Here is a 26,604-nt window from a genome sequence, read left to right as displayed (position 1 = left end):
GTGAAATGTAATATCGCATAATCATTATGCGAATATACGATGGCTGGAAACGTGCCAACAGCCACATGCAAGCAAACATAAAAGCTTCCAAGGGAGGAACTTCATGGCTATCGCGGAACGCCGGGCGTGCCCGGCGAACGGGGATTTGCGCGCCCATTCCATCCATCGACTGCTGCTGTCCACTGGCCTGATGCTGGCCATGGCCGCCCCGGTCGCGGCCCAGACGGCCCCGGCGCAGAATGATGGCGGCACGCTGGAGGAAATTGTCGTAACGGCGCGCCGCCGGTCGGAAGCGCTGCAGGACACGCCCGTAGCCGTGACGGCCTTCACGGCGGAGGCGCTGGAAAGCCGCAGCGTGGAGACGCTGGACAATATCGCCCGCTTCACGCCGAATATCCGCTTTGACGGTGCCGCCGCCCTGTCCGGCGGCAATTACAACGCCACCGTCTTCATCCGCGGTATCGGGCAGAACGACTTCGCCATTTTCAGTGATCCCGGCGTCGGCTTTTATGTCGATGGCGTCTATTACGCCCGCTCCATCGGCGGCATCATGGATGCTGTCGATCTACAAAGTGTGGAGGTTCTGCGCGGTCCGCAGGGAACCTTGTTCGGGAAGAACACCATCGGCGGTGCCGTGCTGATCAATACGCAGCGCCCCACGGACGAGCTGTCGGGCCGCGTGGAGCTGACAACAGGCCGGTTTGACCGGCTGGACGTGAAAGGCGTTGTGAATGTGCCGCTGGCTGATGGCAAGGTGCTGACCCGCCTGTCCGTTTCCTCGCTGAACCGCGATGGCTATGCCAAGCGCCTGTCGGATGGTCAGGATATGGGCGACCGCAATGCCGACAGCGCGCGGTTGCAGATTTCAACGAATGTTACGGAAGATATCAATTTTCATCTTGTTGGCGATGTGACGCGGGCCCGCGAACATTCGGCCCCCAACAAGCTGCTGGCCATCGCTCCGGCACCCGGCCTGACCGGTGTGCCCTTCCTGGTGAACTATAACAACCTTGTGGCCCCGACGCGCGGCGTCACGGCACCCAATGGCCAGAAGACACTGAACAATTCCTTCATCACCGACAGCCCGTTCACGACCTGGGCCACCGGCCCCAATGTCAACGATCTGGACCTCTGGGGCCTTGCCGGCACCCTGACCTGGAACCTGGGCAATGTGGAGGCCAAGAGCATCACGGCCTATCGGGAGCTTCAGGCCACCTTCGCCCGCGACGGCGACAATACCCCTTTCACCTATCGCGAAACCTTCAACGACGATGACCAGTGGCAATTCAGCCAGGAAGTGCAGTTGAGCGGCGATGGGATGGACGGGCGCTTTACCTGGGTGGGCGGTGTCTATTACTTCACCGAGGAAGGCACCGACGACGCCCGCGCCGATCTGGCCATGGGCCTGTGGCCGCCGTTGGGGCCGGCGCTGTCGCCCGCCACATTGATCCTGAACCGCATCGACAACACGTCCTACGCGGTGTTCGGCCAGGGTAATTTCAAGCTCACGGACGATCTGTCCATAACGGCGGGGGCGCGCTGGAACCGCGATAAAAAGTGGATTTCGGTCTTCAACCGCCGTCAGCGCGATCAGGTGGTCTTCACCGACGTGCAGCGGTCCGGCAAATGGAACGCCTTCACGCCCAAACTCGGCCTGGAATACAAGGCCAGCGAGGACGCTCTGCTCTATGCCTCTGCCGGCAAGGGGTTCAAGAGCGGGGGGTACAATGCCCGCCCCCTGGCCGACGCGTCAGAAGTGACGCAATATGAGCCGGAAACCATCTGGACCTATGAGGTGGGGGCCAAGACCGGCTGGCTGGACAACCGGCTGATCGTCAATGTTGCCGGCTATCTCAGCAAATATGACAATATCCAGCTGACGGTGAACCAGACGCCCCGCAATTTCGTGGCCAATGCCGCGAAGGGCACCATCAAGGGCGCGGAACTGGAAGTACGGGCCAAGCCGGCCAAAGGCCTCGATTTCGATCTGGCCGTCGGCTACACGGACGCCCAGTATGATGAGGTCGGGTCGGGCCTGGGCCCCACGCAGGTCCTGCCCATCACCAAGGCGGCCAAGTTCGTGAAGACCCCGAAATGGACCGCCAGCACGGGCCTGCAATATACCCACGCCCTGGCAGATGGCAGCACCTTGAGCCTGCGCGGCGATCTGTCGGCCTATTCCAAGTTCTACAATGACGTGGCCAATACCGAACTGGTGGCACAGTCCGGCTATGGCATCATCAACAGCCGCCTGACCTACACCGCGCCGGATGACAGCTGGACGCTGGCCCTGTTCGCCACCAATCTGGCGGACCGGCGCTATTTCGTGTCGGGCAATGCCAGCGGTGCTTTCGGTCTGGCGGAGGTGTCCTATGGTCGCCCGCGTGAATGGGGTGTGACCCTGGGGGCGAAGTTCTAACACCAATCTCCCTAGATCGTGACCGATCTAGGGAGATTACGTTTCCCTCAATCGCCGGGCGGCGGCATCCGCCGCCTTGTCTGCGGCGCACGAGCGCCGGGCTGGCCGTCGCCAGCCTGCAAGGTCAGTTTTCTTCAATACGGGATCGGGGCGGGTGGCGATAAACGGGAAAACATCCCGGAGACGCCACCCGTGACCCGATCCTGTTTCATTATCGATCCCACGCTTCCCCTGGGCCTGATCGCCAACACGGCGGCCATTCTGTCCCTGTCACTGGGAGCCGCTCATCCCGGACTGATCGGCCCCACCGTCACGGATGGGGATGGCGATACGCATGAAGGCATCACGCAGGTCGTCCTGCCCATCCTAGCCGCCGATGCCGATACGCTGCGCGCCCTGCGGGCCAAGGCCGCCACGCACCGGGCCGACGGCTTGATGCTGGTGGATGTGACGGAGACGGCGCAGCGGGCCAAGGCCTATCAGGATTACGCCGACCGGCTGTCCACGCTGACCGGCAACGATATCCGTTATTTCGGCATCGGCCTGCACGGTCCGGCGGGGCTGGTCTGGTCGCTGACCGGCCACCTGCCACTGATGAAGTGAGGCGGCAATGAACAGCACCCTGCTGCTGGCCATGGCCAGCTTTGCACTTGTCGCCTCCATCACCCCCGGCCCTGTCAACAGCCTGGCCCTGACCAGCGGGGTGCATCACGGATTCCGGCGCAGCCTGGGCTTCGTGACGGGGGCCACGGTCGGCTTCACGGCCCTGCTGCTGTTGGCCGGGTTGGGGATGGCAGAAGTGGTGACCAGATGGCCCCCGCTCGATACGCTGATGCGGGTGGCGGGCACGGGCTTTCTGTTCCATCTGGCCTATCGGCTCTGGCAGGCGGACGGTGGTATGCAGGCAGGGGATCGGGAAGCGCTGCCCGGTCTCTGGGCCGGAGCCAGCCTGCAATGGCTGAATCCTAAGGCCTGGATTGCCGCCATCGCCGGCATGGGCACCTTTGGTTTGCGGGATGGCATGGTCAGTGTGCTGGCCTTTGCCGGCCTGTATTTCATTATCTGCTACGTCTCCATCGCGCTGTGGGCCTTTCTGGGGGAACGACTGTCCCAGGTACTGAGCCAGCGGATGCGGGCTTTCAATCGGGCAATGGCGGGGCTACTGGCCCTCGGCGCCATCGCCATGCTGGCCGGATACTGACAGCGCATATTGGCCGGGCGTGGCGGCGACATGGGCCTTGAATACGCGCTGAAAATGCGCCTGATCGGCGAATCCCGCGTCCAGCGCCACATCAACGATGGGCTGCCCCTGCCGCAGTCCCGCCTGCCCCGTCCGGACCCGCTGATTGGTGAGATAGGCGTGCGGGGTCAGGCCATAGCGCGCCTTGAAGGCCCGGATCAGGTAGGAGGGCGACAGGCCACAATCCGCCGCCACCTCCTCCACCCGCAAATCACGCGTGCAATGGCGGATGATATAGTCGGCGGCCCGCGCCAGGGCACCATGGTCAGCAGTCGGCGGCATCTCCGGCCCATCCACCCGACCGGCCAGCCCCGCAAAGAAGGCCCGCGCCCCCGCCTCCTTGTCCGGTACCGTCGCCGCGCCGTCGAACAGCAGGTCGAACAATGTCATCAGATCGGCATACAGGCCCGGATCATGGCTGATCACTGCCCCGAACGCCTTGAACGCCCGCTGCCCCTGCACACCCGCCAGCCAGCCCGTATCGACATACAGCATCCGGTACGACCAGGGCTGATTATCAACCGGGTTACAGGAATGCACAGCTTCGGGGTTCATCAGGACCACGGTGCCTGCGAACGCCTCATACCGGTCTGACCCGGTCAGGTACTCGCTATACCCGCCCGTGATGGCGCCGATTGAAAAGGTCGCGTGGGAATGCGGCACATAGCAGACCTTGCGCCCATCCATGATTTCCCGCGCCTCCAGATGCGGCAGGGCGGGGTCACGCCAGAAAATATGGGGATCGGTGGGGCGGCGGGGCATGCATCGACACCTTGGCAGCGGATCGCAGCACCATAGCGCAAGCCCGAAAAGACCAAAAGCCGCCCGCGGGCTTTCCCAGGGGCGGCATTCAATCCCGTGGCCTTAACGGCCAACTGGCAATCTGTCTGGTGGACAGAAAGGGCTATTAGTAGCCCTCGCGCTCCAGACGCTTGCGCAGCAGCTTGCGGGCGCGGCGAACGGCTTCAGCCTTTTCGCGGGCGCGCTTTTCCGACGGCTTCTCATAATTGCGGCGCAGCTTCATTTCGCGGAAGATGCCCTCACGCTGCATCTTCTTCTTCAGCGCGCGCAGTGCCTGATCGACGTTGTTATCACGAACCAGAACTTGCACGGGACATCCACTCCAATCGTGCGCTCACACCAGCCGGGGCCAGCACTTGCGGGTAAGGTTGAAAACAAAGACAAAGGCAACGCGAGACCATGAAGGTCGCGCCATCGCCCGATCCAGTCGGCGGGGTTATACACATGCCGGTGGGGCTTGTGAAGACCCGCAGCGCGTCCTTGTGAAGATTCATGCGGAATGGCGGGCATGCGGCCACAGGGGGCACGCTTTTCCTTGCCTTGCATCGCCCTGCCCAGGGCCTCACAATGGGACTATAGCCGAATCGCCCCCTTTTTGGAGCCTTTTCCATGGCCGTGCTTCCCATTGTCCGCATGGGTAATCCCGTCCTGCGTCGCGTCGCTGATCCGATCCCCGTGCCGACGACAGGAGGGTTCGATGATGACCTGCGGCAATTGGCGGCCGACATGGTGGACACCATGTTTGATGCGCCCGGCATCGGTCTGGCCGCGCCGCAGATCGACATCTCCCGTCGCATCATTGTTTTCCGGGTGCCACCGGAACGCGCCACGGGCGATCAGGGCGATGCGCCCATGGGGCCGCAGGTCCTGATCAACCCGGAATTCGTACCTTTGGGGGCTGAAACGGCGCTGGGCTGGGAAGGGTGCCTGTCGATCCCCGGCCTGCGCGGCGTCGTGCCACGCTACCGCCGGATCCGCTACCGGGGCTATGATCTGGACGGTAATCTGGTGGAACGCGAGGCCGCGAACACCCATGCCCGCGTGATCCAGCATGAGCTGGATCATCTGGACGCCGTCCTCTATCTGGACCGCATGGAAAGCCTGGCCACGCTGACCTATATGGAAGAGCAGAAGTTTTTCGGACCCGATGTGCTGGCGCCATCGCGCTGATACACCGGAAGGGAGACAGGTCATGACCGACGCCACGACACCGCCGCAACAGGACGCCTATACCCGTGCCCAAGCCGCCCTGGCCGCACGTAAGGATGCGATCCTGGTGGCCATGCTGCCCGACGTGGCGTTCGATGGCTGGACCGACGCCACCCTGCGGCGTGGGGCGGAGGCTGCCGGGTTCCATGCGCAGGAGGCCGAGGCCGCCTTTCCCGGCGGGCCTGTTGAGGCCGCCTGCTGGTTCAGCAACTGGGCCGACCGCCAGATGACCGACGCCCTGGCCGGCGCCGATCTGGCGGGCATGAAGGTACGGGAGCGGGTGACCCTGGCCGTGCGCAAGCGCCTGGAGATCCTGATCCCCTATCGTGAAGCGGTGCGCCGCGCCAGCAGCCTGCTGTCCCTGCCGCAGAACGCCACGCGCGGGCCGCAGCTGGTCTATGCCACCGTCGATGCCGCATGGCGCGCTGTGGGGGATACGTCCGTCGACTATAATTTCTATACCAAGCGCCTGCTGCTGGCAGGGGTGGTGACGGCCACTACCTTGTATTGGCTGGATGACCGCTCGGACGAACTGTCGGATACCTGGGCCTTCCTGGACCGCCGCATCGCCAATGTGATGAGCGTGGGCAAGATGATCGGGCAGGTCACAGGCCGGGCGGACAAGGCGGCGGGCCTGCTGGCCCATATCCCGTCCCCCACCCGCTTCATGCGCCGACTGCGTGGGGCGGCGGGGGTTTAGTCACCCCACCGCGCGTACCCCTTCGCCCAGAAACCGCTCCTCAAATTCCGCCGCCGGCAGGGGGCGAGAGATCAGGAAGCCCTGGATCGTCTGACAGTCAAGCGCGCAGAGCCAGTCGCGCTGCGACTCCGTCTCCACCCCTTCCGCCACGATCTCCAGCCCCAGGCGCTGGCCCAGTTCCAGGATGGTGGCGGGGATAGCCACGTCGTGCGGCACCGTCTGCATGAAGCCGCGATCGATCTTCAGAACCGTCAACGGGATGCGCCGCAGATGGGACAGGGAGGAATAGCCCGTCCCGAAATCATCGATGGCCATGCCGACACCGATATCCCGCAGCACCCGCAGCATGGCGAAATCGCCAGCCGCCTGCGTCATCGCCACCGTCTCGGTGATCTCCAAGGTCAAGAGATGGGCGGGTAAACCGGAGGTAGCCAGGGCCGCGCGCACGCGGGTTGGGAAGTCCACATCCGCCAACTGACGCGGGCTGACATTGATGGCCACGGGCAGGTCGCCATAAACCCGCCGCCAGGCCGCCGCCTGCCGGCAGGCATCACCCAGCACCCAATCGCCGATGGGGCCGATCAGGCCCGTCTCCTCCGCCACGGGGATGAAGTCGGCAGGAGCGATATAACCGTCCTCCGTCTTCCAGCGTAAGAGCGCCTCCGCCCCCCGCAGGGTCAGGCTGCGCGGGTCTACCTTGGGCTGATAGAACAGTTCGAATTCCCCGCGCAGCTCGGCAGCCCGCAGCCGTGCTTCCGTGCGCAGCCGCGACATGGCCTGTTCCGACATCTCGGCGGAGAACATCCGCCAGCAGCCGGTGCCCGCCGCCTTGGCCGCGTACATGGCAACATCGGCACAGCGCAGGATCTGTCGCGCATCCTGCCCGTCGCTGGGCCAGAGCGAGATACCAATTGAGGCGCTGGGATGCAGCAGGTGGCCGTCCAGGTCCAGTGGCCTTGCCAGCGTGGCCAGGATACGGTCAGCGACCTGGATCGCCTCCTTCGGTTCCTTCACATCCTCCACCAGGACCAGGAATTCATCCCCGCCCAGCCGGCCCACCGTGTCGGAATGGCGCAGCGTATCGTCCAGGCGGCGCGCGATGCCCTGAAGCATCCGGTCGCCCATGTCATGGCCCAGGCTGTCATTCACATGCTTGAACCGGTCCAGGTCCAGGAACAGAACCGCCACACCGCGCTTGGTCCGCTTGGCCCGCGCCAGCGCATGTTCCAGCCGTTCCAGGAGCAGGGCGCGGTTGGGCAGTTCGGTCAGCGGGTCGCGCGTCGCCAGCTGCCGTAACTGCCCCTGGCTTTCATCCAGCTTATCCAGCGTCTCGTTGATGCGCTGGGTCAGGCGGCCCAATTCATCCGCTTCATGGCCTGCTGGCACCTTCACGCGGGTATCGCGGGGATTGTCGGGGTCAATGCCCGCCACCGCCTGCTCCAGCTCGACCAGCGGCCGGGTCAGGAAACGGTGAAACACCCAGGTCAGCATCAGACCCAGCAGGATATTACGCACCAGCCCGCCCAGCAGCGACGACCCGACAAAGGCGATATAGTCCGCCGACACCCGCGCCATATCCAGATCGATGCGCAGGATGCCGATGGGCGGCTTCTCCCGCCCGTCGGGCAGCGGCCGATAGAGAAGACGGGTACCGCGCGCCAGATCGCCGAATACCAACCGACCGATGGCCCCGCTGCCGCCAATGGGGGCTGACAAGGCCCGGTGGCGGGACCAGAGCGGCTGTTCCTCCGATATACGGATATCGATGCCGGCGATGGCACCAATGGACAGGGCAGAATTGCCGATCTGCTGGGCCAACGCCTCGTCCACGTTCCAGGCAGCAGCGGCGGCACTGCCTTCCGTCAGGTCCAGCATCTGTTCAACCAGATCACTGGCCTTCCCACGCTCGCGCCAAGTCGCCCAGGCGACCTCCAGCCCGCTCAGCACCAGACCGATGAGGCAGGCGGCAAGCACGGCACGCGCCGCCTGTCTGGCCGCCAACGAACTGCCCAGCCCTTTCAGCATCGCCCTCCCCAAGAGGCTTGCATTCGGCCGCACACCGCAAAGCGCGTTACTGGTCACCCCATGCATGGGGTTACGCAACCGCGCTGCGATATTCCGTCGCGGTCATCATGCCCGAAAAGGGTTGGACCTGTACAAGCAATTATTGGGCATACACGGTCAATATCAGCCTCTGACCACACAGATGCAGGAACAGGTCCCGACAAGGCGAGCTCAAAGAAAAAGGGCCGCCCCGACGGGACGACCCTTTTTAATCCGTTACGCGCCCGAAAGGGCCGCGGATCAGGATGCGCGCTTCAGCTTGCGGAACTGCGCCCACATCGGGGACGGGTTCTTGTCCAGATCATAGGCGCGGGTTTTCTTGGGGTCCAGGCCCTGGCGGCGGCATTCCAGCGCGAAGATATTGGTGTTGGCGGGATCCAGGCCCAGCTCAACGCAGGCGGCAGTGAAGACGTTATCAAAATCGGCGCTGCTCATCATGTCACCTTCGCAGGTTCAACGTTTGTCACGGTCGGGACCATCGGGCCGGGCCGGTGTCGGTTGGCAGTGGAAAACCGCTTCCCTTCACGCATCGCAGCATCGCCGGCCATTGCGGCCAAATTGCGAAACTGTTGATCCAAAACGATGGCGTTCACGTGACTAGATCAAATCATCGGCCAATCTGTTGCAACCGCGAACAACGCATGGCCGCCCCTTTCGCATCGCGGGATGACTATACGGAATCGTCGGGGGCGGGTTCTGCTCCCGCGATTCGACCGGCGTCAAGGGTCGGCGCATGCGGACAGGGGGGCTGTCCGACGGGACCAACCCGCGCCATATCATCATCATAAGTGGCAAAACAGAGTCGGTCGTTACGGATTGTTAAAGGTGTGCGGCTGTATGCTTTGACCCATGGCCCTGTTTCGGGTCATGCTGTGTATGCGGACCCGTTGCTGGATGGACGGGGCCATGCTGGGGACAGGATTCCCCCAAACGGGCAGGCGCCGAACGCCGCCCGGTCGCCCGGACGGGCAGGTGCCCCGGCATGAAACCATGCCTTCGGCCTGCCCCAATCGGGGAAGATGATGCTTTGCGTCGGTTCGGTTTCGATACAGTTGTTTTGCGTTCATGACCAATAGCTTGATTACCGATTGACCCCCAGCCTTGGGAGACGCGGTGATGGGTGACGGCAGGGCCATCAGCAAGGGCACAGACCGGTCGATCCGACCGGATGCCGCCCTGCGGCCCGCCCCGGACATCGGCGCGATCCCCGTGGCGGGTTCGACAAGAATGACCCGGCGGTTCGCGTTGACGCGACCGGAACGGGTTCGGGCCGGGGAGGCCCGGAAAGAAACAAGGATCGACCGCCACCGTATTCCACTGCACCCCGCCGGGATGGCGGTGCGCCGCAGGGCCGGCCCCTGCCCGCGCTATCGCCCGCCTACCGGCCGTCAGGAAGGAGAGTGCCGATGAGCAGTCTGGTCACAGACCTTTTCGCCAGTTACGCCAGTTCCTATGAAAGCCGCCGCGACGTTGAGATGTCGCTGATGGAATATCTGGAAGGTTGCCGTGACGACCCGCTAATGTATGCCAGTGCCGCCGAACGGCTACTGGCCGCCATTGGCGAGCCGGAAGTGATCGACACGGCAAAGGATGCGCGCCTTGCCCGCATCTTTATGAACCGCACCATCAAAATCTACCCTGCCTTCGCCGAGTTCTTTGGCATGGAAGAGACGATTGAACGCATCGTCGGCTTCTTCCGCCATGCGGCCCAGGGGCTGGAGGAGCGCAAGCAGGTCCTGTACCTGCTGGGTCCCGTCGGCGGCGGCAAATCCTCGCTGGCCGAACGGTTGAAGGCGCTGATGGAAGACAAGCCCATCTATGCGCTGAAGGCCGGCGACCAGATCAGTCCCGTGTTCGAAAGCCCGTTGGGCCTGTTCGATCCCGCCACCATGGGAGCGACTATTGAGGAGAAGTTCGGCATTCCCCGCCGTCGCCTGACCGGGCTGATGAGCCCGTGGGCCCTGAAGCGGCTGGACGAATTCGACGGCGATATCCGCCGTTTCAAGGTGGTGAAGCTGCGCCCCTCGCGCCTGCGCCAGATCGGCATCTCCAAGACGGAGCCGGGGGATGAGAATAACCAGGACATCTCCTCCCTGGTCGGCAAGGTCGATATCCGCAAGCTGGAGCTGTACAGCCAGAACGATCCCGACGCCTACAGCTACTCCGGCGGCCTGAACCGGGCCAACCAGGGCATGCTGGAATTCGTGGAGATGTTCAAGGCACCGATCAAGATGCTGCACCCCCTGCTGACCGCCACGCAGGAGGGCAATTATATCGGCACGGAGAATATCGGTGCCCTGCCCTTCCAGGGCATCATCATGGCGCACAGCAACGAGGCGGAGTGGCAGAGCTTCAAGAACAACAAGAATAACGAGGCCTTTATCGACCGTATCTGCGTGGTGAAGGTGCCCTATTGCCTGCGCGTGATGGAGGAACAGCGCATCTATGAAAAGCTGATCAAGACCTCTGAACTGTCTGGTGCGCCCTGCGCGCCGGCCACGCTGGAAATGCTGGCCCGTTTCACGGTCCTGTCCCGCCTGCGCGACCATGGCAATTCCAACCTGTTCAGCAAGATGCGGGTCTATGACGGGGAAAGCCTGAAGGAGACGGATCCCAAGGCCAAGACCATGCAGGAATATAAGGACGCCGCCGGCGTGGATGAGGGGATGAACGGCATCTCCACCCGCTTCGCCTTCAAAGTCCTGGCCAGCACCTTCAACTATGACAATACAGAGGTCGGGGCCGATCCCGTCCACCTGATGTACATCCTGGAACAATCCATCAAGCGGGAGCAGTTCCCCGACGAGGTGGAGAAGAAATACATGGAATTCATCAAGGGTGAACTGGCGCCGCGCTATGCGGAGTTCATCGGCAATGAAATCCAGAAGGCCTATCTGGAAAGCTACCATGATTACGGCCAGAACCTGTTTGATCGCTATGTGGATTACGCCGATGCCTGGATCGAGGATCAGGACTTCAAGGACCCCGACACGGGCCAGCTTCTGAACCGCGACCTGCTGAACCAGGAACTGACCAAGATCGAGAAGCCGGCGGGCATCGCCAATCCCAAGGATTTCCGCAACGAAGTGGTGAAATTCGCGCTGCGCATGCGGGCGTCCAATGGCGGGCGCAACCCATCCTGGACCAGCTATGAAAAGCTGCGCGATGTCATTGAGAAGCGGATGTTCAGTCAAGTCGAAGAGCTGCTGCCCGTCATCAGCTTTGGCAGCAAGAAGGACAGCGAGACGGAGAAGAAACACAGCGAGTTCGTCAATCGCATGATGGCCCGCGGCTATACCGAACGCCAGGTACGCCGGCTGGTCGAATGGTACATGCGGGTGAAGCAGGCAGGGTGATAACGGCCCCCTCTCCTGCCACGGTGGGAGAGGGGCGACGGGTTCGGCCCTCATCGAAAGGACGGTGCAACCTTGTTCACCATTGTTGACCGACGTCTCAATCCTTCAGGTAAAAGTCTGGCCAACCGCCAGCGGTTCCTTCGCCGTGCCAAGGAACAGGTGATGCGGGCCGTGCGCGATGCCTCGGCCAAACGTGGCATCCGCGACATCGACATGGGCGGCGATATTTCCATTTCCCCCGATGGCATCCGCGAACCGACCCTGCGCCGCTCCTCCACCGGCGGGCAGCGTGACTATGTCGTCCCCGGCAATAAGGAGTTCATGTCCGGCGACAAAATCAAGCGCCCGCCGCAGGGTGGCGGGTCCGGCAGGGGCAATGAGGGGTCGGAGGATGGCGACGGCCAGGATGAATTCCGTTTCGTCCTGAGCCGGGAGGAATTCATCGATCTGTTCCTGGAAGACCTGGAACTACCCGATCTGGCCAAGCGCAAGCTGGCGGTGACCGATGCCATGGACTGGCACCGCGCTGGCTATTCCGTGGCTGGATCACCCGCCAACCTCAATCTTGTGCGCACCATGCGTAACAGCCTGGCCCGCCGCATCGCGCTGAACCGCCCGACGGGGGACGAGATCAAGGCCCTGCGGCAGGAGATTGATGATCTGGAACGCAGCGGGCGAGACCGTGAGCGGCTGGAACAGGCGCGGCTGGAGCTAGCAGAAGCGCTGAAACGCACGCAGCGCATTCCCTATATCGACCCGGTCGATGTCCGGTACAACCGCTTCGCGGCCACACCGCGACCGGCGGCGCAGGCGGTCATGTTCTGCCTGATGGATGTGTCGGGCAGCATGACGGAGCATATGAAGGACCTGGCCAAGCGCTTCTATATGCTGCTCTACCTGTTCCTGTCGCGGCGGTACAAGCATGTGGACGTGGTCTTCATCCGCCACACCCACCGCGCGGCGGAGGTGGATGAGGAGACCTTTTTCTACAGCGCCGAGACCGGCGGCACGGTGGTGTCAACCGCGCTGGAGGAGATGGCGCGGGTCATCAAGGAACGCTACCCGCCCGGTGAATGGAACATCTACGGGGCGCAGGCCAGCGACGGCGACAATGCCCTGTCGGATAATACCAAGACAGCATTGCTGATGACCGACAGCATCCTGCCCGACTGCCAATATTACGCCTATCTGGAAGTGGGACAGGAAGGGATGATGCCGGGCTTGCCCTATGGCGGCGGCCCGCGGGAAACCGACCTGTGGCGCACCTATAAGCAGATCAATGCCGGTGGCGTGCTGGCCATGCGGCGCGTGACCGAGCGCAAGGAAATCTACCCCGTCTTTCGCGAACTGTTCGCCAAGGACAAGGCCGGGCAACCGGCGGAGGTGAGCGCATGACCCTGAGCGCCTTTGAGACCGCCCCGCTCTATACCGGTGCCGACTGGGACTATGACAAGGTCCGCCGCGTCTATGATGCCATCGAGAAGGTGGCGCTGGGGGAAATGGGTCTGGACTGCTACACCAACCAGATCGAGGTGATCACGTCCGAACAGATGCTGGACGCCTATTCCAGCATCGGCATGCCCCTGTTTTACAAGCACTGGTCCTTCGGCAAGCATTTCGCCCGTGACGAGGCCATGTATCGCAAGGGCCAGCGGGGTCTGGCCTATGAGATCGTGATCAATTCCAATCCCTGCATCAGCTACATCATGGAAGAAAACACCATGACGATGCAGACGCTGGTGATCGCGCATGCCGCCTTCGGCCACAATCATTTCTTCAAGAACAATTACCTGTTCCAGCAATGGACCGACGCTGATGGCATCCTGGACTACCTGTCCTTCGCCAAGGCCTATATCAGCCAGTGCGAGGAACGGTACGGCCATGCCAATGTCGAACGGGTGCTGGATGCCGCCCACGCCCTGATGAACCATGGCGTCCACCGTTATCCCCGCCGTCGCGGCCCCGACCTGCGCAACGAGGAGCGCCGCGCACGCGAACGGCTGGAGCATGCGGAGGCAACCTTTAACGACCTGTGGCGTACCGTGCCCACAAAGGCCGGCAGTAACAGCCCGCTGTCCGACCGCGACCGGCGGCGCACCCTTCTGGAACTGCCGGAGGAGAATATCCTCTATTTCCTGGAGAAAAAGGCGCCGCGCCTGCAGGGTTGGCAGCGGGAAATCCTGCGTATCGTGCGGCACGTGGCGCAGTATTTCTATCCGCAGCGCCAGACCAAGGTGATGAACGAAGGCTGCGCCACCTATTGCCATTACCGCATCCTGTCCACCCTGCATGAACGCGGCGCCCTGACCGACGGGGCCTGGATGGAGGCGATGCACAGCCACACCAATGTCGTGTTCCAGCCGGAATTTGATGACCGGCGTTATGGCGGCATCAATCCTTACGCGCTGGGCTTTGCCATGATGCAGGATATCGAGCGCATCGTGACGGAACCGACACAGGAGGACCAGTACTGGTTCCCGGACTTGGCGGGCCGGGGCGATGCCATGGGCGCGCTGCGTGACGCCTGGGCCAATTTCCGGGATGAAAGCTTCATCCTGCAATATCTGTCACCGGCCCTGATCCGGAAATTCCGGCTGTTCCATGTGGCCGATGATGCGCGCGAGCCGGAAATGAAAGTGGCGGCCATCCATGATGAACGCGGCTACCGCGCCGTGCGTCAGGCGCTCGCCCGGCAGTACGACATCGCCTGGGCCGAGGCCGATATCCAGATTGTCGATGTCGATCTGGTCGGCGACCGCAAGCTGATGCTGGAACATCACGTGATGAACCAGATCTTGCTGGAGGAGGAGGAAGCCCGCGCCGTCATGCAGCACCTGGCTAATCTCTGGGGCTATGAGGTGGCGCTGGACGAGGTTGAAACACCGGGCGGCACCCCGCTTCGCCGCATCATCGTGGCGCCCCGCGTGGTACTGGGCGGGGTGTAGACGCACAATGCCCCCCGCCGCCGGAAGTGGCGGCGGGGGAAACCTTACCTTATGCCGCCTGCTTCTGCCCGCCCTTGCCAGCGGCCAGGATTTCGCGGGCCATTTCGTCGGCAACCGCACTGGTCGGGCGGTTCTCCCGGTCGGCGCGGCGGAAGATCTCCGTCAGCGTCACGGGGATGCGCTCCACCTGACGCAGCACAGAATCACGGTCATAGCCCTGGGTCACTTCGGCGGAGACATTGATGATGCCGCCGCCATTGATGACATAGTCGGGCGCGTACAGGATACCGGCAGCGCGCAGCGCCTCGCCCATCGGGTCGGTTTCCAGCTGGTTGTTGGCACCGCCGGCCACAATCTTCGCCTTCAGTTCGGGCAGGCTGCGCGGATTGATGACAGCACCCAGGGCGCAGGGGGCATAGACATCAACGTCCGCCGCATGGATGCGGTCGGGTGCCACGGCAATGGCCCCGAACTTGTCCACGGCGCGCTGCACGGCGTCGGCATGGATGTCGGTGACCGTCAGGATGGCACCGTCATCCGCCAGACGCTGGCACAGATGGCTGCCGACATTGCCCAGGCCCTGCACGGCGACGCGCACGCCCTTCAGGCTGTCGGTGGCCAGCTTGTGGCGAACGGCGGCCTTGATGCCCATATAGACGCCATAGGCGGTGAAGGGCGACGGATCACCCGACGCGTCATGCCCCTTGGACAGGCCCGCAACATGGCGCGTGGTCTGGCCCATGGTCATGACGTCGGCAACCGTGATGCCCACATCTTCGGCTGCGATATATTTCCCGCCCAGACTGTCGATGACGCGACCAAGCGCCCGGAACAGCTCGTCCGTCTTGTCCTTTCGGCTGTCGCCGATGATCACACACTTGCCGCCACCCAGCGGCAGACCCGCCATGGCGTTCTTATAGCTCATGCCGCGCGACAGGCGCAGCGCGTCGCGCATGGCTTCGGTGTCGTTGGCATAGGGCCACATGCGGGTACCACCGCAGCCGGGCCCCAGGGCCGTGGAATGCACGGCGATGATGGCGGCCAAACCGCTGGCTTCGTCGCGGCCAAACAGAACCAACTCGTGATTATCGAAATCGGGAGAATCGAACAACATGGGCAGAACCTCCGGGCCTATGGATCGCTGTTGCCACCTTACTTTTCGGGCGGCTTTGACGATCAAAATCTAGGCATAACAAGGCTTCCAGGTCGATTTCGTTGTTAGGCAACGGATTGCACGAAACCGACGTGGCGGCCAGCTTTCAGAAAATTTCCTGTCGCACAGCGAAGGGCAGCGTTGCAAGCGCAGACGCCCGACTGTGCCAATGGATAGCTTGTCCGAATTCATAGACCGCGCGACGGTAGGAGACCGGGTGCAAACACGCCCCGCGAAGGTCGGCAGAAGGGGCCGCGCATGGGCGAAATCATCCATTTTCCGATTAAACCGAGACCACTGACAACCACAGCCATGTTGGCCGATCAGTTGGTCGCCACAACGGCACAGCTGCCAGGACTAGTCTTAGCGGTGGATCGGATGGGGCGGTCGGCGGAAAGCCTGTGCAACGCCCTGCAGGGCGGCCTCACGGCGATGAATGTCGCCTTCGGCCACGCCCTGGTGGTGAATGAGGCGCATCAGCGCCTGCAGATGGCAGTACAGAAGGCCATGGAGTTGGCCGACACGGACCCGGAAGCGGCGGCCGACCGTCTGGCCGAACTACGCGCCGATTACGCCCGGCTCACCGCCATGCGGTGAGCCACGATAAGCAGATGTGAAGCTTCAAGCCGCGACGATAGGGCGGGCCGCCTCGATCTGGCTGTTCAGCAAATCACGGATGGCACGGCCACGCGGTGTCAATTGCACCACGCGCAATCGGGCATCCTGGGTCCAGGCCCGGCGCTCCACCAGGGCACCGGCATCGCCGCGGCCTTCATCAACATCACGCGACAACTCGTCAATGGCGCGGCTGATAGCGCAGGGTGCCTCCCCCATCAGATAGGAGAGTTCGGCCTGGCTGATGCCCTCATTCTCGCAGATGGTCAGCAGGGCGGCGGCCGTGCGCAGCGACATGCGCGGATTGATCTTTAACAGGGCCTGTGTGATGGCCAGCGCCGTGCTGGGATAACGCTGCATAGCATGGGCCCCCTATCAGGCGACGCTGGCATAGGGACGCAAGCGACCCGTGCGGGTGGCCGGCGGACGGGGTGCGGTTGCGGAATTGGCGGCAGTGCGGTTACGCAGCTCGCGCAGGTCCAGCGTGCTTTCCGGATAATGGCGGCGCACTTCTTCCAACAGCTCAATCAGCCGCTTCTGATGTTCGCCCGCTTCCACGAAATTCTCAGTATGGAACTCGATGTTGATGCATGCCTTGAGGCGGAGTCTTCCGTCCTTCATCTTTTTCTCCAACCGATCCGTGCCGCTCCTTGGGCCCGGCTGTTCGGGCACCGATGGCGGCGACAGGGGAAAGATTGCCGGAGTGCATCGAACTGACCATGATGGAAAGATGATCATTGGCTGATTGAAAGCCGATCATCGCCTGACGAAAACCCAAAAATCCACACAACCGACTGATTTAATTGACAAAAAATAGCATCCTTTTGGTCGTCTCCAACACATGATGGAAAAATGATGTGCGCATTATGAGAATAATCACAGGGGTGAGATGGATGATGGGACGAGACTTTACCGCGCCCCGCCGACGGAAATATGAGGAATCCCGTCCGGGGTCGTTCCTTTGTAAAATCTGAGGAAAAGGCGATGGCATCCACGGCGGTGCCGCGGCGCAGCCAAGACGACAACAGGGAGCAGCGCCCGCCGCCATCGCAAATAGGGTGGCAACGTGGGGACCCGCGCTGAACCGGGCGGGTCAGCCCTTTATCATTCCGGCTTTACAGGGTTCAGCAGCACCAGATCAGATTCCTGACCCACGAACTGCATGATCATCACCGATCCGTTTGAACAGTCCGCGGTGATCTGACCCCGGTTCTCGGTGCGGGCCACCATACCCAGACGACGCTCCGCACCTGTCTTGCGGTCCACAGCGATGACCTCCGCCGACGGAGGGTTCACACGGGCAGCATAGACCGTATCAGGACAGACCACGACATTGCGTCGGCGCAGCGGTGCCGGCAGATCCAGCGTACCGCCACCCTCCCCCTTCAGCGCTGTCCAGGTCAACTTGGTACTGCCGCTGTTGCCGACCAGCAGCATGGAGCCGTCGGTGGACATATCGATATAGTCGCGGTTCTCATCGATCTTCACCGGGTCGCCACCCGCCGGATCGATCAACCAGATATCCCAGGTCGTATCGCCCCGGATGGGAACACGAATGCGACCGTCCGGCATCCAGACGGGCGCGTTCTTGAAACGACCATCATGGGTAAGGCGTACCGTCGCCTCATCCGAAATGGTGACGCGGTAAAGGTCGCTGACCATCGCCACCTCCGCCACGAACAGAAGGGCACGGCCATCGGGGGACCAGCGCAGCCCGTTCATGTTGGCACCCGGCAGATTGGTCAGCGGCCGGGGGGGACGGTCATCCTCAGCCAGCCAAATCTGCGGCTCACCAGTGCGGTCGGACACAAAAGCCAGCGCCCGACCGTCGGGTGACAGCTGTGGTTCATATTCATTGGCACCGGACCCTTGCAGGATGCGCTCACGCGCGTCGGCGGTAAATTCCATGATATCGGCATGACCACGGTAGATCTCCATGGCCATGTTGCCGCGCTGGCTGGCAACGACGATCCGCCCCAGCTGCCCGATGCCGGGCATCACCTGCTGCCAGCGGGCAGTTTCCAGATCGACGTACCAAAGACCGCGCCGTTGTCGGTTGGCGTTGGTCATGTAGAGGCCACGCCCATCCACGGACCAGGCATAGTTGATCGACGTGCTGTCCAGCGGCAGACGATGCAGTTCCTTGCCGCTGCGGGTATCCACCACCATCATCGACAGCTTGCCGTCAGGCCAGGAACGGGCGAAGGAGAGCTTGCGGCCATCAGGCGAATAGGCCGGTATCCAGTCATCGGCGTTGCCGCCGGGCGGTACCGGCAGCAGGCTGGGCTGCCCGCCGTCCAGCGGCATCACCATCAGGCGGGACATCTTCACAGTGGAATCAGGGATGCCAGTGAAGATGATGGCCTGCCCGTCTGGCCGCCAGGCAAGGTTGGGCAGCTGATCGCCGACGCAGTCACCAACCCGATGCTCCTTGCCGACCGGCACCGCAATGACATAGATCGCGCAGTTCCAATCACGGTCGCTGCGCAGGAACGCGATTGCATCCCCCTTGGGCGACCAGATCGGCATCCGGTCATGATCAGCTGTGTTGGTCAGCGATACCGACCGGCCATTCGGCCCCGTCCCACGCAGGATAATGTCGAAATCGTCAAAGGAATTGCGGGCGGCATAGGCCGCCATCTCTCCATCGGGTGATAAGGCCGGGAACAGGTCCATGCCCGGTTCCAAGGTCAGCGGCAGCACATCAAACACCGGAATGGCCAGCGCCGGCTCCACCCTGCCGGCCCGCCAATAGGCCACGCCAAGGATGATCACCGCCAAGGACAGTAAGGCCACGGCCACCGTCAGTGCCTGACGCAAACGCCGCGCGTCAGCGCCGGGGGCCGCCGTCACCGGACCCAGGGTTGCGGCGGATGCCGTATCCATTTCGGTGGTGGAACCAACCACGGCCTGTCCGTCGGGGGTCAACGCTCCGTCCCCCTCGGCAGCGTCATCCACAAACAGCGCGTATCCGAATTTCGGGATCGTCTCCACCCGCAACCGGGTGCTGCCGACATCGCGCAGCGCGCGGCGCAGTTGGAAGATGCAGCGGTTCAGGCTGTCTTCGGCGACGAAGACCCCACCCCAGCAATGATGCAGCAGCGTGTCACGGGAAACCGACTGTCCCTGATGGCGTACCAACAGCACCAGGACCTGCATGATGCGCGGCTCCACCCGGCGCTGCCGGTCACCCAAGGCGACCCGGTTCAACGACGGGCTGATCGTCACATCACCCACGACCAGATCCTGGTCTGGATTGATGTCGAACCCGGATGCCAGATGGTTCATTCCCGCTACCCACACTCCGCAGGCAATACCGTCCGTCCGCAGGACAGTGTTGTTAATTAAGTTTCGTCGCCACTTTTAATCATTTCAGCCACCCAACGGGCTGCATTGCAATAATGATATCCGAAACGACGGCAACCCGACCAGCCCCGCATGGGACCGATCGGGTTGCGCGCCCGGGGTAAATAGCGCCCGATGGGCGGACGGTGCTGGTTTCCCGGCACCGTCCGCCCGTCTGGGATCAGAAGCGCACGTTCACACCGATCGAGAACACACGACCCAGCGGGTCATACATGCTGGGGAAGGTGTTGCCCGAGTTGGCAGAGGTGGCACCGGCCTCGTTGCCAACCACCGGCGGCTCCTTTTCGAACAGGTTGGTCACGCCGGCGCTGATGCGCACCTGCTCGAACACCTGATACGAACCCTGGAGATCGATGTAGTTGTAAGCCTTGATCTTCTCGAACTGATCGAAGGTCGTGGGCTTCTGAGCTTCCTCGATCTCTACACCACCGAGGTGGCGCCAGGTGTAACCAACCGTGAAGTCACCGATATTCCAGCTCATACGCTGAACCCAGCGGATTTCCGGCAGCGGGCTGCCGACGCCACCGGCACCGACGGCGCCGGGGCAGCTGGTGCCGAAGCGGCCCACGCAGTCCAGGACCGGGGTCTGATCGGAGGACTGAGATTCCTGCGTCAGATAGTAGTTGGCGTTCAGGGCGAAGATCAGGGTGCCCATATCGCCGCCGATACCCATGTCTTCCAGGTCGACATTGAAGTTGACACCCAGTTCCAGACCTTCGGCCTTCAGGTAGTTCAGGTTGGTCGTGAAGGCCTGCAGACCAGCGCCCGGCAGGGTCAGCGTGCCACCGACGCGGATGACCTTGGCGCACTGGCTGGCGTCACCGGCAACATAGCAACCGTCCAGGATTTCCTGCGGTGCGAAGGCACCGATCACGTCCTTGATCTTGATGTTGTAATAGTCCAGCGAGATGAAGGTGTTCTTGACCGCACCCAGATCCGGAGTCAGGACGATACCCAGCGTGCTGGTATCGGCCACTTCCGGGGTCGGCAGGCGTGCCAGATCGGTACCGGCAAACACGTTCACCTGACCGGCGGCGATATCCACGACATTACCGACCTGGGCGGCGGTCATGCCGGTAGCAATACAACGGGCACGCAGGGTTGCGTCCGTCAGAGCCGCCGCATTGCCGACCGAGCAGGGATCGACATTGGCGTTCTGCAGAGCTGCGATCTGCGGTGCCGCCAGTTCACCCACGTTCGGGGCACGGGCCGCACGCTGCTGCGAACCGCGCAGACGGACGCTGTCGATCGGCGTCCAGTTCAGACCCAGCTTCCAGGTCTTGTTGACGCCCGTCGGGTCATAGTCGGCGTAACGGTAGGCCGCTTCCAGGTCCAGCGACTCGAAGCCCGGCTTGTCGGCGACCAGCGGCACCAGCACTTCGCCGAAGACTTCCTGCACGTCGAAGCCACCGGAGATCGGGCGCAGGTTACCGCCCGCACCACCCAGGCACGAGGCCGGGGCCAGCTTCCAGCATTCGTCAGGCGTGCGGGAGCCGGTTTCCTTGCGGTATTCGGCGCCGAAGCTGACGGCGACGCTGTCATTGGCCCACGGGCTCTGCAGGCCTTCGATCGGGCCGCTGACGGAACCGGTGACGATGGTCTGGGCATAATGCTGCTTGTCGATGGCCGACGCGCTGGCATAGGCCGCCATTTCGGGGGTGATGGAGCCGAAGCCGCCGAACAGGTTGATCGGCACGCAACCGCCCTGACCGCCACGGCAGGCGGTGGTACTGACCGCGTTCAAGGCATTGGCAACGTTGGTAACGTTGGTGTAGCCCTGGCTCAGGTTGGTGCGGCTGCTTTCGCCATGCTGCACCGACACATCATAGGACCAGCCTTCCACGATGTCGCCGCGCAGACCCGTCAGGAACTGGAAGGCGTTGTTGTCGTAGGAGGTGGAACGGGGCCCCAGTTCCACGGTACGACGGCTGATCGACAGACGGATATCGTCAGCCTGATCGACCACGCCGTTATTGTTCACATCCACCCAGTTCGGGAAGGCACCGTTGGTCAAGACTGTACCGGCGGTACGGCCGGCATTGGCGGCGTTGATGATGGTCTGGCGCGCAGCGGCCGTCAGATATGGGTTGGCCAGCGGCACGAAGAAGGTGGTGCCGAAAATGCCCGACGGTGCGATCTGCGTATTGTTGCTGGTGCTGGAATACGAGAAGCGGCCATAGGCCTCAACATGCTCGTTGATCTCGTAGTGGCCGGACGCGAAGCCGCCGAAGCGTTCCAGCGGGGTCTGGTAATAGTTATAGGGGTTGAAATTGAAGACGGAGCAGTTGGCGCCAATGGAGCCATCGTCACGGAACTGGCCCAGGGCCGGGCCGCCAGCGATGGTGACGCGCGACGGCAGGGTGGTCGGCGAGCCGCCAGCCGCGACGGAATTCGGACCACCGCAGCCCGCCGGAGCAGGGTCCGGCACCTTACCATCGAGGAAGTTCTGGTAATTGGCACCCGATGCCGTGGCGATGCCCAACTGACCCAGCGGACGAGCACCCAGCTGCACCCCCTTGCGCTGGGAATAGTTGATGCCCAGCACAACGTTGCCGCGGCCATCGGCCAGATTGGAACCGACGGTCACGTCGGCGGAATGGATGTGACCATCGCCTTCGCCCGTGACGGAATAATCGTAGTTGGCGTCAACGCCTTCAAAATCATCCTTCATGATGAAGTTGATGGCACCGGACATGGCGTCGGAACCATACACGGCCGACGCGCCACCCGTGACGATGTCCACACGTTCGATCAGGGCCGTCGGGATGGTGGAGACGTCGACCAGACCGTTGAAATTGTACGGCGTGACGCGCTTGCCATCCATCATGATCAGGTTGCGCTGGGCACCCAGGCCGCGCAGGTCAACGGTGGAGGCGCCAGCGGTGCCGTTATTGGTGTTCTGGCCGTCACCGGGAACCGTGACGGGCAGCATGCGGAAAATCTTTTCGACTTCCGGCTGCTGGAGCGCGTCGATCTCGGCGGCGCCAACTGAATAGACCGGGCTGGTGGAGGTGTCATTGGGACGCGCGATGCGCGAACCGGTCACAACGATCTCCTCAATCGCGTCCTGTGCCATGGCGGTGCCCATCGGCACCAGCACCGCCGCCAGGGCAGCGCCCAGCAGCAGGCGGGAGCGAACGGAGCCGCGGGTATTATCAGAAAGTGTCATGGTTGCTGTGTCCCCTTGTTCCAACGGGCCGCGCCTTGGTTTGGCAAGCTTGCGAGCGCGTGCTTAGTTAATGTGCCTTCCGGCACCACCGAAACACTCGTATAGGGTCCATTTCATCGCAATAGCGAAGTGTAAAAACATTCATTCATTGTTAACTTCTGTGACATTTGGGACATGAAGATTTTAAGAACGCGATTTAATATTTAAGATGTTGCAGTTTATATTTAGTTTCATTTTTGCAAAAAATAACCTCCGCACTCAACCTTCCGCAGATCAGCGTGTCAAAGCCGCCTTGCGTCGATAGCATTGATAATGAGTTGCATTTGTATGTGTGGCGTCATAGGGTCCCCGGCGTTTTGAAAAGGAGGGGTTCCGATGCGCAAGTCCTTATCGTTCCTGATGATTGGCAGCAGCCTGATCGCCGTGCCGACCGTCGCCCAGCAGGCGCCCGCTGCACAGGACGATATCGGTGCCATCGTGGTCACGGCGGCACGCACCAAGCTGCCGGCCAGCGCCCTCCCCCTGACCGTCGATGTCATCGACAGCGCATCACTGGCGCAGCAGGCGGCGATTGGCGGGTCGGTGGTGGACGCCGTATCGACGTTGCTGCCCTCCTTCTCGCCCACCCGGCAGAAATTGTCGGGTGCCGGGGAAACGCTGCGCGGCCGGTCCCCGCTTTACGCTATCAACGGCATTCCGCAGTCCACGCCGCTGCGCGATGGTGCGCGCGACGGTTTCACCATTGATCCGTTCTTTGTGGATCGGGTGGAGGTGATTTTCGGCTCCAACGCGTTGCAGGGCATCGGCGGCACGGGCGGCATCGTCAATCAGGTGACCGTGGGTGCCCCGAAATCCGACGGCAATCATGGCCGCGTCCTGATCCAGGGGACCGCCAATGACGGGTTCCAGGGGGACAGCCTGGGCGGGAAAGCGGCGGCCCTGATCAGCCATCGCGACGGTCGTTTTGACGCCACCGTGGGTGCGGCCTATGAAACGCGGGGTGCCTTTTATGATGCGAATGGAAGCCGCATCGGTATGGACAGCACCCAGGGCGAGACCCAGGACAGTCAGAGTACCAATGTCTTTGCCCGCTTCGGGTATGAGGTGTGGGAGGCGGCCCGCCTGGACCTGATCGCCAGCCGTTTCGAGCTGAAGAGCGACGGCGATTATGTGGCCATCCCCGGCAATCGCGCCACCAACCGGCCCGGTTCCGCCATCAAGGGTGATCCGCCGGGCACCCCCGCCGCCAACCGTACCGAAAGCGTGGCCCTGTCGCTCACCGATGACGAACTGGCCGGCGGCACCTTAACCAGCCAGCTGTTCTTCAACCGCTCCCGCGACACTTATGGCGGTGAGCCGTCACCCATCGCAACCTTCCAGGATGTGCGTCTGGCCCCCATCGGCACCCTGTTCGACCAGTCGCAGAACCGGTCGCGCAAGACAGGCGGCAAGATCGCCTATGAACGCACCATGCCGGGTTTCGAGGATCTGACCGGCACGGTCGGCTTCGACGCCATCTGGGACACGACCGAACAGCGTCTGATCGCTACCGGCCGCGCCTGGGTGCCGCCCACCGATTTCCGCAGCCTCGCCCCCTTCGCGCAGGTCAATCTGGCGCTGCTGGATGAGAAGCTGCGGCTGGCCGGTGGCGTGCGGTCGGAGAATGCCCGTATCACCATCGACGATTACACCACGCTGGCCTCCTACGGCTCCCGCTTCGTGTCAGGCGGCAGCCCGACCTTCAGCGACACGCTGTGGAATGGCGGCGTGATCGTCGAGCCGGTGGTAGGCCTGCGCACCTATATCTCCTATGCCGAGGGTTACACGGTTCCCGATGTGGGCCGCATCACCCGCGCCATTACGCGCGTCGGCCAGGATATCGACAATTTCCTCGATATCAGCCCCATCATCTCCAACAACAAGGAGATCGGGGTGGAAGGCGACCACGGCCCCTTCAAGGGCAGCGCCACCTATTTCTGGTCCACCTCCACCAAGGGCCAGCTGCTGGTCCTGCTGAACGGCGTCTATGAGGCGCAGCGTCAGCGGATCGAGATCGAAGGGCTGGAACTGAACCTGTCCTATGAGACACCGTTGCCGGGTCTGACCCTGTCGGGCGGCTACGCCCATCTGAAGGGCCGTAATGACAGCAATGGCGATGGCAAGGTGGACAGCGACCTGGACGGCGCCAACATCTCCCCCGACCGCGTCAACCTGGCCGCCGCTTATGCCGAAGGCGAGATCACGGCGCGGTTGCAGGCACAGCTTTACCTGTCCCGTGATTTCGAGGGACAGCCGGTAGGCAGCGATTTCGGCGGCTACACCGTTGTGGACGCCTCCATCCGCTATGAGCTGCCGGTGGGCGGGGTCACGCTGTCGGTGCAAAACCTGCTGGATAATCAGTTCATCGACTATAACAGCCAGACCCAGCGCCTGACCGATAATCAGCGTTTCTATGCCGGCCGGGGCCGCACCCTGACCGTCGGCTGGGATTACAGCTTCTGATGAAGACGCTCGATCTTCTCCACCGCTGGGCGGGCGGCATCCTGGGTCTGGTCCTGGCCATGATGGGCCTTACCGGAACCTTGCTGGTGCATAAAGATGCCTGGGTCTGGGCTCCTGGTGTTGGTGACGCGCTGGTGCGCGATACTGGCACTGTCGCCCAGACCGTGGGGACGATCTTCGCCGATCCGGCCCGCCCCGAAAGCATCATCTTTGCCAGCGACAGTTTCGGCCTGCACCGGCTGCGCACGGCCAGGGGGGCCGGCGCCTATGCCGATCAGGCCGGCAGCATCGTCACGCAATGGGACAGTATCTGGGCACGACCGGAACTGTGGCTGTTCGACCTGCACCATTACCTGCTGGCCGGCGATGTGGGGGAGACGTTCCTGGGGATCGTGTCGCTGGTCGGGCTGTTCTTCGTGATCTCCGGCTTCATCTTGTGGTGGAAGCTGCGCCGTACCTTCCAGTTCAAACTCTGGCCCGCGCGCATGTCGCGGCCCGCCATTGTCCGTCATCATCGCGATATCGGCGTGGTGCTGGCGCCGCTGCTGTTCCTGTCCTGCCTGACAGGTGCCATGTTGACCCTGCGTCCCGTGGCCGATCTCGTGTTAAGCCCGTTCGGACCCGCCCGGGAATGGCGCGCGGCGACGGCAGCGCCCAAGGTGACGGGCGGGACATTGGCCGGCAGCCCCGACTGGCATGCCATGCTGTCGGCAGCGCGCGAACGGTTTCCCGATGCGGATTTCCGCGTCCTCACCCTGCCGCGCAAGACGGGCGACCTGATCTCCCTGCGCCTGAAGCAGCCGGCGGAATGGCTGCCCAATGGCCGCACGCTGGTCTGGTTCGATCCAGCCGATGGCAGGGTTGTGGAGATGCGTGACGCCCTGTCCATGCCGGCGGGTCAGCAAGCCTTCATGAAGGTCTATCCGCTACACGCGGCAAAGGTCGGCGGCTTGACCTACCGCCTGCTGATGAGCCTGTCGGGTCTCGGCATGGCGCTGCTGGGCACGCTGGCCGTCTGGAGCTTCTGGTTCAAGCGCCCCCGCAAGGTGGCAGCCCCCACCTGAC

21 protein-coding genes are annotated in these 26,604 nt (G+C 62.8%); 12 read left to right on the top strand and 9 right to left on the bottom strand.

Annotated features, from left to right (window positions below; genetic code table 11):
- The first annotated feature begins 103 nt into the window (after positions 1-103).
- The 3 genes from ABC729_RS00740 to ABC729_RS00730 all read left to right on the top strand — a co-directional run bounded on the left by ABC729_RS00740 (position 104) and on the right by ABC729_RS00730 (position 3,620).
- A complete protein-coding gene (locus ABC729_RS00740) occupies positions 104-2,419 on the top strand; it encodes a TonB-dependent receptor (RefSeq protein ID WP_495605768.1) in 2,316 nt (771 codons plus the stop codon).
- Positions 2,420-2,611: 192 nt separating this feature from the next.
- Positions 2,612-3,022, top strand: a complete 411-nt coding sequence (locus ABC729_RS00735) for a DUF2000 domain-containing protein (RefSeq protein WP_495605767.1) — start codon at positions 2,612-2,614, stop codon at positions 3,020-3,022.
- A 7-nt stretch (positions 3,023-3,029) separates the two neighbouring features.
- On the top strand, positions 3,030-3,620 hold the full coding sequence (locus tag ABC729_RS00730) for a LysE family translocator (protein ID WP_495605766.1): 591 nt from the start codon (positions 3,030-3,032) through the stop codon (positions 3,618-3,620).
- Here ABC729_RS00730 and ABC729_RS00725 read toward each other — a convergent pair.
- Together ABC729_RS00725 and rpsU are read right to left on the bottom strand one after the other, a co-directional pair.
- On the bottom strand, positions 3,579-4,421 hold the full coding sequence (locus ABC729_RS00725) for an AraC family transcriptional regulator (protein ID WP_495605765.1): 843 nt from the start codon (positions 4,419-4,421) through the stop codon (positions 3,579-3,581). The two genes, ABC729_RS00730 and ABC729_RS00725, sit on opposite strands and share 42 nt — an antisense overlap.
- A gap of 145 nt (positions 4,422-4,566) precedes the next feature.
- Positions 4,567-4,770, bottom strand: coding sequence for a 30S ribosomal protein S21 (rpsU, locus tag ABC729_RS00720; protein WP_054168849.1), 204 nt, complete (start codon positions 4,768-4,770; stop codon positions 4,567-4,569).
- Positions 4,771-5,069: 299 nt separating this feature from the next.
- On the opposite strand from rpsU, the gene def reads away from it, so the two are divergent.
- Both def and ABC729_RS00710 read left to right on the top strand, forming a co-directional pair.
- Positions 5,070-5,630, top strand: a complete 561-nt coding sequence (gene def, locus ABC729_RS00715) for a peptide deformylase (protein ID WP_495605764.1) — start codon at positions 5,070-5,072, stop codon at positions 5,628-5,630.
- 22 nt (positions 5,631-5,652) lie between these two features.
- The gene (locus ABC729_RS00710; RefSeq protein ID WP_495605763.1) at positions 5,653-6,369 is read left to right on the top strand and encodes a COQ9 family protein; all 717 of its coding nucleotides are present in this window, start codon (positions 5,653-5,655) and stop codon (positions 6,367-6,369) included.
- Here the strand turns inward: ABC729_RS00710 and ABC729_RS00705 are convergent, their stop codons facing one another.
- Together ABC729_RS00705 and ABC729_RS00700 are read right to left on the bottom strand one after the other, a co-directional pair.
- The gene (locus ABC729_RS00705) at positions 6,370-8,394 is read right to left on the bottom strand and encodes a putative bifunctional diguanylate cyclase/phosphodiesterase (protein ID WP_495605762.1); all 2,025 of its coding nucleotides are present in this window, start codon (positions 8,392-8,394) and stop codon (positions 6,370-6,372) included.
- A gap of 279 nt (positions 8,395-8,673) precedes the next feature.
- On the bottom strand, positions 8,674-8,871 hold the full coding sequence (locus ABC729_RS00700) for a hypothetical protein (RefSeq protein WP_495605761.1): 198 nt from the start codon (positions 8,869-8,871) through the stop codon (positions 8,674-8,676).
- Positions 8,872-9,549: 678 nt separating this feature from the next.
- Between ABC729_RS00700 and ABC729_RS00695 the strand changes: the two genes are divergently transcribed.
- The 4 genes from ABC729_RS00695 to ABC729_RS00680 all read left to right on the top strand — a co-directional run bounded on the left by ABC729_RS00695 (position 9,550) and on the right by ABC729_RS00680 (position 14,734).
- A complete protein-coding gene (locus tag ABC729_RS00695) occupies positions 9,550-9,843 on the top strand; it encodes a hypothetical protein (protein ID WP_495605760.1) in 294 nt (97 codons plus the stop codon).
- Positions 9,840-11,789 (top strand): PrkA family serine protein kinase, encoded by a 1,950-nt coding sequence (locus ABC729_RS00690; protein WP_495605759.1) that lies wholly within the window; start codon positions 9,840-9,842, stop codon positions 11,787-11,789. Before ABC729_RS00695 ends, ABC729_RS00690 begins: the two co-directional genes overlap by 4 nt.
- Before the next feature lie 72 nt (positions 11,790-11,861).
- Positions 11,862-13,184: a YeaH/YhbH family protein gene (locus tag ABC729_RS00685; RefSeq protein ID WP_495605758.1), complete on the top strand. Its 1,323-nt coding sequence runs from the start codon at positions 11,862-11,864 to the stop codon at positions 13,182-13,184.
- A complete protein-coding gene (locus tag ABC729_RS00680; protein ID WP_495605757.1) occupies positions 13,181-14,734 on the top strand; it encodes a SpoVR family protein in 1,554 nt (517 codons plus the stop codon). The genes ABC729_RS00685 and ABC729_RS00680 overlap by 4 nt, the downstream gene beginning before the upstream one ends.
- A gap of 49 nt (positions 14,735-14,783) precedes the next feature.
- Here ABC729_RS00680 and ABC729_RS00675 read toward each other — a convergent pair whose 3' ends face one another.
- Complete coding sequence (locus tag ABC729_RS00675) at positions 14,784-15,848, bottom strand: Leu/Phe/Val dehydrogenase (RefSeq protein WP_495605756.1); 1,065 nt, start codon at positions 15,846-15,848, stop codon at positions 14,784-14,786.
- 351 nt (positions 15,849-16,199) lie between these two features.
- Between ABC729_RS00675 and ABC729_RS00670 the strand changes: the two genes are divergently transcribed.
- Positions 16,200-16,484, top strand: a complete 285-nt coding sequence (locus tag ABC729_RS00670; protein WP_495605755.1) for a hypothetical protein — start codon at positions 16,200-16,202, stop codon at positions 16,482-16,484.
- 24 nt (positions 16,485-16,508) lie between these two features.
- Here ABC729_RS00670 and ABC729_RS00665 read toward each other — a convergent pair whose 3' ends face one another.
- The 4 genes from ABC729_RS00665 to ABC729_RS00650 form a co-directional block, all read right to left on the bottom strand.
- The gene (locus ABC729_RS00665) at positions 16,509-16,862 is read right to left on the bottom strand and encodes a hypothetical protein (protein ID WP_495605754.1); all 354 of its coding nucleotides are present in this window, start codon (positions 16,860-16,862) and stop codon (positions 16,509-16,511) included.
- Positions 16,863-16,877: 15 nt separating this feature from the next.
- Positions 16,878-17,123: a hypothetical protein gene (locus tag ABC729_RS00660; RefSeq protein WP_495605753.1), complete on the bottom strand. Its 246-nt coding sequence runs from the start codon at positions 17,121-17,123 to the stop codon at positions 16,878-16,880.
- A 483-nt stretch (positions 17,124-17,606) separates the two neighbouring features.
- Positions 17,607-19,790 (bottom strand): winged helix-turn-helix domain-containing protein, encoded by a 2,184-nt coding sequence (locus ABC729_RS00655; RefSeq protein WP_495605752.1) that lies wholly within the window; start codon positions 19,788-19,790, stop codon positions 17,607-17,609.
- A 238-nt stretch (positions 19,791-20,028) separates the two neighbouring features.
- Positions 20,029-23,037 (bottom strand): TonB-dependent receptor domain-containing protein, encoded by a 3,009-nt coding sequence (locus ABC729_RS00650; RefSeq protein WP_495605751.1) that lies wholly within the window; start codon positions 23,035-23,037, stop codon positions 20,029-20,031.
- 375 nt (positions 23,038-23,412) lie between these two features.
- Between ABC729_RS00650 and ABC729_RS00645 the strand changes: the two genes are divergently transcribed.
- Together ABC729_RS00645 and ABC729_RS00640 are read left to right on the top strand one after the other, a co-directional pair.
- Positions 23,413-25,539: a TonB-dependent receptor gene (locus ABC729_RS00645; RefSeq protein WP_495605750.1), complete on the top strand. Its 2,127-nt coding sequence runs from the start codon at positions 23,413-23,415 to the stop codon at positions 25,537-25,539.
- A complete protein-coding gene (locus ABC729_RS00640) occupies positions 25,539-26,603 on the top strand; it encodes a PepSY-associated TM helix domain-containing protein (RefSeq protein WP_495605749.1) in 1,065 nt (354 codons plus the stop codon). Before ABC729_RS00645 ends, ABC729_RS00640 begins: the two co-directional genes overlap by 1 nt.
- Position 26,604: the final 1 nt, after the last annotated feature.

The organism is Niveispirillum sp. CC-CTL257 (assembly GCF_059489915.1).
This window is presented reverse-complemented; position numbering and strand designations above follow the sequence as displayed.